A 6,110-nucleotide genomic window follows, 5' to 3' on the forward strand; every position below is an offset into this window, starting at 1 on the left:
GGTATCTTGTCCGGCATATTTTTTAACTGACAGAGGTCGGAATGACTGACAGTGAACTGATGCAGTTAAGTGAACGAGTGGGGCAGGCGTTAAAAACACGCGGCGCCACGGTAACGACAGCGGAATCCTGTACGGGCGGCTGGGTAGCGAAAGCCATTACCGATATTGCCGGGAGTTCCGCCTGGTTTGAACGCGGGTTTGTTACCTACAGCAATGAAGCAAAAGCGCAGATGATCGGCGTTCGCGAAGAGACGTTGGCCCAGCATGGCGCGGTCAGTGAACCCGTGGTGGTGGAAATGGCGATTGGCGCGCTGAAAGCCGCCAGAGCGCACTTCGCTGTCTCGATAAGCGGAATTGCCGGGCCCGACGGCGGTAGCGAAGAAAAACCCGTTGGTACGGTCTGGTTTGCCTTTGCCAGCGCCAGTGGCGAAGGGATTACGCGTCGGGAATGTTTCAGCGGCGACCGCGAGGCAGTGCGTCGTCAGGCGACGACTTACGCGCTGCAAACCCTCTGGCAACAATTTCTACAAAACACTTGATACTGTATGACCATACAGTATAATTGCGTCAACAGAACAGAATTCATTATCCGGTTTCATCCGGCATGACAGGAGTAATAATGGCTATCGACGAAAACAAACAGAAAGCGTTGGCGGCAGCACTGGGCCAGATCGAAAAGCAATTCGGTAAAGGCTCCATCATGCGCCTGGGTGAAGACCGTTCCATGGATGTGGAAACTATCTCCACCGGTTCGCTTTCACTGGATATCGCGCTGGGTGCTGGCGGTCTGCCGATGGGGCGTATCGTCGAAATTTACGGACCGGAATCTTCCGGTAAGACAACCCTGACGCTGCAGGTTATTGCCGCCGCGCAGCGTGAAGGTAAAACCTGTGCGTTTATCGATGCAGAACACGCACTGGACCCGGTTTATGCCCGTAAGCTGGGTGTCGACATTGACAACCTGCTGTGTTCTCAGCCGGATACCGGTGAGCAGGCGCTGGAAATCTGTGACGCGCTGGCGCGTTCGGGTGCGGTTGACGTTATCGTGGTCGACTCCGTTGCGGCGCTGACGCCGAAAGCGGAAATCGAAGGCGAAATTGGCGACTCTCACATGGGCCTCGCGGCACGTATGATGAGCCAGGCGATGCGTAAGCTGGCAGGTAACCTGAAACAGTCCAACACGCTGCTGATCTTCATCAACCAGATCCGTATGAAAATTGGCGTGATGTTCGGTAACCCGGAAACCACCACGGGTGGTAATGCGCTGAAATTCTACGCTTCTGTTCGTCTGGACATCCGTCGTATTGGCGCGGTGAAAGAGGGCGACAACGTGGTCGGTAGTGAGACCCGCGTGAAAGTCGTGAAGAACAAAATCGCAGCACCGTTTAAACAGGCTGAGTTCCAGATCCTCTACGGTGAAGGCATCAACTTCTATGGCGAACTGGTTGACCTGGGCGTGAAAGAGAAGCTGATCGAGAAAGCTGGCGCCTGGTACAGCTATAACGGCGAGAAGATCGGTCAGGGCAAAGCGAATGCGACGAACTGGCTGAAAGAGAATCCGGCGACGGCGAAAGAAATCGAGAAGAAAGTACGCGAACTGCTGCTGAACAACCAGAATTCAACGCCAGATTTCTCCGTTGATGATGGCGCAAACGTTGCGGAAACCAACGAAGATTTTTAATCGTTAACCGTGTCTGATGGTGACGCTCTGGCGTTTTTATCCGGCTTATAATCAGAGGGCTGCATTTATGCGGCCCTTTTTGCATTTTATTTTTCGAAGGTTGTTATGAGCGAATCTACACCGCGCCGACCCGCTTATTCCCGTCTGTTAGACCGTGCAGTTCGTATTCTGGCGGTACGTGACCACAGTGAACAAGAGTTGCGTCGTAAGCTCTCAGCACCGGTGATGGGTAAAAATGGGCCGGAAGAAATCGACGCGACCGCAGAGGACTATGAACGGGTTATCGCCTGGTGCTATGAACACCAATATCTTGATGACAATCGGTTTGTCGTTCGCTTTATCGCCAGCCGTAGCCGCAAAGGTTATGGTCCGGCACGGATACGCCAGGAATTGAATCAGAAGGGTATTGCGCGTGAAGCAACGGAAAAGGCCATGCGTGAATGCGAGGTTGACTGGTTTGAGCGCGCGCGCGACCAGGCCTTTCGAAAATACGGCGATCCACTGCCGACAGACTTTTCAGAAAAGGTAAAGGTTCAGCGTTTCTTGCTCTATCGTGGCTACCTGATGGAAGATATTCAGGATATATGGCGAAATTTTGATGATTGAGCACATACGGGATTTTACTTCCCCGTAAAGAAAACTTATCTTATTCCCACTTTTTTCCGTTCGGGCGAGGGTTGTTTTAGGATGACCGCCGTCTGCGACGAATATTCCTTAAATACACAAAATCATTCAAGTCGCATCAAGGCGGCAAGTGAGTGAATCCTCAGGGCTTACTGGAGTAAGTGACTGGGGTGAACAAGCGCAGCCACCGCAGAGGCGGTTTGAAGGATGAAGTGTAGATTGATTTCAGGATAATTATGAGCAAGAGCACCGCTGAGATCCGTCAGGCGTTTCTCGACTTTTTCCATAGTAAGGGACATCAGGTAGTTGCTAGCAGCTCTCTGGTTCCAAACAATGACCCAACTTTGTTGTTTACCAACGCCGGGATGAACCAGTTCAAGGATGTTTTCCTTGGGCTCGACAAGCGTAATTATTCCCGCGCAACAACCTCACAGCGTTGCGTGCGTGCGGGTGGTAAACACAACGATCTGGAAAACGTCGGTTACACTGCACGTCACCATACTTTCTTCGAAATGCTGGGTAACTTCAGCTTCGGCGACTACTTCAAACACGACGCGATCCAATATGCGTGGGAGCTTCTGACCGGTGAAAACTGGTTTGCCCTGCCAAAAGATCGCCTGTGGGTGACCGTCTACGAAACCGACGATGAAGCCTTTGAAATCTGGGAAAAAGAAGTCGGCATTCCGCGCGAACGTATCATCCGCATTGGTGATAACAAAGGTGGAGCGTATGCGTCTGACAACTTCTGGCAGATGGGCGACACTGGTCCTTGCGGCCCGTGCACCGAGATTTTCTATGACCACGGCGACCACATCTGGGGCGGCCCTCCGGGAAGCGCGGAAGAAGATGGCGATCGCTACATTGAGATCTGGAACATCGTCTTCATGCAGTTCAACCGTCAGGCTGACGGCACCATGGAACCACTGCCGAAACCTTCTGTGGACACCGGTATGGGGCTGGAACGTATTGCGGCTGTGCTGCAACACGTTAACTCCAACTATGAAATTGACCTGTTCAGCTCGTTGATTAAGGCCGTGGCGAAAGTCACTGGCGCGACTGACCTCAACAACAAGTCGCTGCGCGTAATCGCTGACCACATTCGTTCCTGCGCATTCCTGATTGCCGATGGCGTTGTTCCGTCGAACGAAAACCGTGGCTATGTGCTGCGTCGTATCATTCGTCGTGCGGTTCGTCACGGCAACATGCTGGGCGCGAAAGAGACCTTCTTCTACAAGCTGGTTGGTCCGCTGGTTGAGGTGATGGGATCTGCCGGTGAAGAGCTGAAGCGTCAGCAGGCTCAGGTTGAACAAGTTCTGAAAACCGAAGAAGAGCAGTTTGCCCGCACGCTGGAGCGTGGTCTGGCGCTGCTGGATGACGAACTGGCGAAGCTGACCGGCGACACGCTGGATGGCGAAACGGCTTTCCGTCTGTATGACACCTACGGCTTCCCGGTTGACCTGACGGCGGACGTTTGCCGTGAGCGCAACATCAAAGTTGATGAAGCAGGATTTGAAGCCGCCATGGAAGAACAGCGCCGTCGTGCGCGTGAGGCCAGCGGTTTTGGCGCGGACTACAATGCGATGATTCGCGTTGATGGCGCGTCAGAGTTTAAAGGCTATGACCATCTGGAACTGAACGGCAAGGTCACCGCGCTGTTCGTTGATGGTAAAGCGGTAGATGTGATTAATGTAGGGCAGGAAGCGGTTGTCGTGCTGGATCAGACGCCGTTTTACGCTGAATCCGGCGGTCAGGTTGGCGATAAAGGCGAACTGAAAGGCGCAGGCTTCGCATTTGCGGTGAGCGACACGCAGAAATACGGCCAGGCGATTGGTCATGTCGGTAAGCTGTCTGCGGGTTCTCTGAAAGTGGGCGACGCCGTGCAGGCCGATGTGGATGATGTGCGCCGCGCGCGTATTCGTCTGAACCACTCCGCAACGCACCTGATGCATGCGGCATTACGTCAGATTCTGGGCACGCATGTGGCGCAGAAAGGTTCTCTGGTTAACGATAAAGTTCTGCGTTTCGACTTCTCCCATAATGAGGCCATGAAACCGTCAGAAATCCGTGCCGTGGAAGACCTGGTGAACGCGCAGATTCGTCGCAACCTGCCAGTTGAAACCGATGTCATGGATCTGGACGCTGCAAAAGCGAAAGGGGCAATGGCGCTGTTTGGCGAGAAGTATGACGATCGCGTTCGCGTACTGAGCATGGGCGATTTCTCCACCGAGCTGTGCGGCGGTACGCACGCCAGCCGTACCGGGGATATTGGCCTGTTCCGTATTGTTTCTGAGTCCGGTACTGCGGCAGGTGTTCGCCGTATTGAAGCGGTCACCGGTGAAGGTGCAATCGCGACTCTGCATGCGGAAAGCGATCGCTTAAACGATATTGCGCAACTGCTGAAAGGCGATAGTCAGAATCTGGGTGACAAGGTTCGTTCTGTACTGGAACGTACGCGTCAGCTTGAAAAAGAGTTACAGCAGTTGAAGGAACAGGCTGCGGCGCAGGAGAGTGCGAATCTTTCCAGCAATGCTGTCGATATCAACGGCGTGAAGCTGCTGGTCAGTGAGCTGGCGGGTGTTGAACCGAAAATGCTGCGTACCATGGTTGATGATCTGAAAAATCAACTGGGGTCGACGGTTATCGTTTTAGCAACGGTAGATGAAGGTAAGGTTTCTCTGATTGCGGGCGTGTCTAAGGATGTGACCGACCGTGTGAAAGCCGGAGAACTGGTAGGTATGGTCGCTCAGCAGGTGGGCGGTAAAGGCGGTGGTCGTCCGGACATGGCGCAAGCCGGTGGTACGGATGCTGCGGCTCTGCCTGCAGCGTTAGCCAGTGTGAAAGGCTGGGTCAGCGCAAAACTGTAATAACTATAAGCGTTAGCGAGCGCCGTAGATCTGGGTTTACGGCGTTTGCATCAACGCTATCGACAACGATAAAGTCAGGTTGAAGTTGTGTATATCGGCTAAACTTAGGTTTAACAGAATGTGATGCCGTGACTGCTTACACTAAGGTGTTTGTCATCGCTTACTTTTTGGCGTTATATGATGGATAATGCCGGGATACAGAGAGACCCGACTCTTTTAATCTTTCAAGGAGCAAAGAATGCTGATTCTGACTCGTCGAGTTGGTGAGACCCTCATGATTGGAGATGAGGTCACCGTGACAGTTTTAGGGGTGAAGGGCAACCAGGTACGCATTGGCGTAAACGCCCCGAAAGAAGTCTCTGTCCATCGTGAAGAGATCTACCAGCGTATCCAGGCTGAAAAATCCCAGCAGTCCAGTTACTAAGGTTTCCGCGTCTCATCTCGTTCGGTGAGGCGCAACCTGATTCCCGCTCTAAACCCTCTTTTTTATCCCATCAGCTCCATTTTCTTATTCTGCCTCTGTGTTTGTTGACCGACTTTTCCGTTCGCCTCGTTTTTTTGTTCCTCATTGATGCGTGTTAAACACCGATTTGTTTGTTGATAAAACACTCTTTTTGCCGTTTTTGCAGACTAATTGCGCGTGAAGTGTGCAAACGATAAAAGTGCAGGAAAAATTGTTTGACTTATAAGTCCCAGAAAGTAATATGTGCGCCACGCAGCGACGAAGAGCTTTTAACGAGTTCTCCGAAGCACTCGCAAGAGGCGTTTGGTGAGGTGGCCGAGAGGCTGAAGGCGCTCCCCTGCTAAGGGAGTATGCGGTCAAAAGCTGCATCCGGGGTTCGAATCCCCGCCTCACCGCCATTTGCATCCGTAGCTCAGCTGGATAGAGTACTCGGCTACGAACCGAGCGGTCGGAGGTTCGAATCCTCCCGGATGCACCA

5 protein-coding genes and 2 tRNA genes are annotated in these 6,110 nt (G+C 52.8%); all 7 read left to right on the top strand.

Annotated features, from left to right (window positions below; genetic code table 11):
- Window positions 1-41 precede the first annotated feature (41 nt).
- The 7 genes from pncC to AC07NP_RS14130 all read left to right on the top strand — a co-directional run bounded on the left by pncC (window position 42) and on the right by AC07NP_RS14130 (window position 6,110).
- Window positions 42-539 (top strand): nicotinamide-nucleotide amidase, encoded by a 498-nt coding sequence (pncC, locus tag AC07NP_RS14100; protein ID WP_494660850.1) that lies wholly within the window; start codon window positions 42-44, stop codon window positions 537-539.
- An 80-nt stretch (window positions 540-619) separates the two neighbouring features.
- Complete coding sequence (recA, locus tag AC07NP_RS14105; RefSeq protein WP_494660851.1) at window positions 620-1,681, top strand: recombinase RecA; 1,062 nt, start codon at window positions 620-622, stop codon at window positions 1,679-1,681.
- A 105-nt stretch (window positions 1,682-1,786) separates the two neighbouring features.
- Window positions 1,787-2,287 carry a recombination regulator RecX gene (recX, locus tag AC07NP_RS14110; RefSeq protein WP_494660852.1) on the top strand — a complete coding sequence of 167 codons (501 nt, stop codon included), beginning with the start codon at window positions 1,787-1,789 and terminating at the stop codon, window positions 2,285-2,287.
- A 254-nt stretch (window positions 2,288-2,541) separates the two neighbouring features.
- Complete coding sequence (gene alaS, locus AC07NP_RS14115; protein ID WP_494660853.1) at window positions 2,542-5,169, top strand: alanine--tRNA ligase; 2,628 nt, start codon at window positions 2,542-2,544, stop codon at window positions 5,167-5,169.
- 238 nt (window positions 5,170-5,407) lie between these two features.
- Window positions 5,408-5,593 (top strand): carbon storage regulator CsrA, encoded by a 186-nt coding sequence (csrA, locus tag AC07NP_RS14120; protein WP_000906486.1) that lies wholly within the window; start codon window positions 5,408-5,410, stop codon window positions 5,591-5,593.
- Window positions 5,594-5,937: 344 nt separating this feature from the next.
- Window positions 5,938-6,030 (top strand) — tRNA-Ser (locus tag AC07NP_RS14125).
- A 3-nt stretch (window positions 6,031-6,033) separates the two neighbouring features.
- Window positions 6,034-6,110, top strand: a tRNA-Arg gene (locus AC07NP_RS14130).

The organism is Citrobacter sp. GW821-FHT07H02 (assembly GCF_059418505.1).

Excerpts from the sequence above, each read along its gene's own strand:
- alaS (WP_494660853.1), top strand. The coding sequence starts at position 2,542 with ATGAGCAAGAGCACCGCTGAGATCCGTCAGGCGTTTCTCGACTTTTTC.
- pncC (WP_494660850.1), top strand. The coding sequence starts at position 42 with ATGACTGACAGTGAACTGATGCAGTTAAGTGAACGAGTGGGGCAGGCG.
- recX (WP_494660852.1), top strand. The coding sequence starts at position 1,787 with ATGAGCGAATCTACACCGCGCCGACCCGCTTATTCCCGTCTGTTAGAC.
- recA (WP_494660851.1), top strand. The coding sequence starts at position 620 with ATGGCTATCGACGAAAACAAACAGAAAGCGTTGGCGGCAGCACTGGGC.
- csrA (WP_000906486.1), top strand. The coding sequence starts at position 5,408 with ATGCTGATTCTGACTCGTCGAGTTGGTGAGACCCTCATGATTGGAGAT.